2 protein-coding genes are annotated in these 1373 nt (G+C 64.6%); both read right to left on the reverse strand.

From position 1 onward, the window contains the following. A partial coding sequence (locus CK944_RS22115) for a biotin/lipoyl-containing protein (RefSeq protein WP_146038770.1) occupies nucleotides 1-119 on the reverse strand: 119 nt, incomplete at its 3' end. 12 nt (nucleotides 120-131) lie between these two features. Next, nucleotides 132-1373: pyruvate dehydrogenase complex E1 component subunit beta (locus CK944_RS22120; protein WP_103175178.1), on the reverse strand; the 1242-nt coding region annotated here is incomplete at its 5' end.

The raw sequence follows: 1373 nt of genomic DNA on the forward strand, positions 1-1373 counted from the left end.
TCGATCTCGGCGATGATGTCGCCGGATTTCACGATGTCGCCTTCCTTGACCAGCCATTTGGCCAGGGTGCCTTCCTCCATCGTCGGGGAGAGCGCGGGCATCAGGATTTCTGTCGGCATGACGCGTTCCCCTTAGCGGTAGGTGACTTTTTTCACGGCGTCCACGACCTCGGCGGGCGTGATCAGCGCGTGCTTTTCCAGGTTGGCGGCATAGGGCATGGGCACGTCCTTGCCGGTGCAGTTGATCACGGGCGCGTCCAGGTAATCGAAGGCGTTTTCCATGATATAGGCCGACAGGTGGTTGCCGATGGACCCCACGGGGAAGCCTTCCTCGACCGTGACGCAGCGATTGGTCTTCTTCACCGATTCGATGATGGTGGCATAGTCGATGGGGCGCAGGGTGCGCAGGTCGATCACCTCGGCCTCGATCCCGTCCTGGGCCAGCTTGTCGGCGGCTTCCAGCGCATGGGCCATGCCGATGCCGAAGCTGATGATCGTCACGTCCTTGCCGGACCGGGCGATGCGGGCCTTGCCGAAGGGGATGGTGAAGTCCGGCAGATCCGGAACCTCGAAGGACCGGCCATAGAGGATCTCGTTTTCCAGGAAGATCACCGGGTTCGGGTCGCGGATGGCCTGCTTCATCAGGCCTTTCGCGTCGGCTGCCGAATAGGGCATCACCACCTTCAGGCCGGGGATCGCCGCATACCAGGCGGCATAATCCTGGCTGTGCTGGGCGGCCACGCGGGCGGCGGCGCCGTTGGGGCCGCGGAAGACGATGGGACAGCCCATCTGGCCCCCCGACATGTACAGCGTCTTGGCGGCCGAGTTGATGATGTGGTCCATCGCCTGCATGGCGAAGTTGAAGGTCATGAACTCGACGATGGGACGAAGGCCGGCAAGGGCCGCGCCGGTGCCGATGCCCGCAAAGCCGATCTCGCTGATCGGGGTATCGACGACGCGGCGCGGGCCGAAGCGGTCCAGCAGGCCCTGGCTGATCTTGTAGGCGCCCTGGTATTCGCCCACTTCCTCGCCCATCAGGAAGACGGTCTCGTCGCGTTCCATCTCCTCGGCCATGGCCTCGCGCAGGGCTTCCCGCACGGTCATGGTCTTCATCTTGGTGCCCTCGGGCCAGTCGGGGCTGCGGTCGGGTTCGGGCGTCTTGACCTGCTCGACAGCCGACGCGGCAGGGGCTTCGGATTTCGCCTCGTCGGGCGCGGCCTCAGTCTTGGGTGCCTCGGTCTTCACGTCGTCGGCGGATTCGCCTTCCTCGACCAGGACGGCGATGGGGGTGTTCACCTTCACGCCCTGAGAGCCTTCGGCGATCAGGATCTTGCCCAGGATGCCCTCGTCCACGGCCTCGAATTCCATCGTGGC

The organism is Paracoccus sp. SY (genome assembly GCF_002901215.1).
Lineage (GTDB): Bacteria > Pseudomonadota > Alphaproteobacteria > Rhodobacterales > Rhodobacteraceae > Paracoccus > Paracoccus acridae.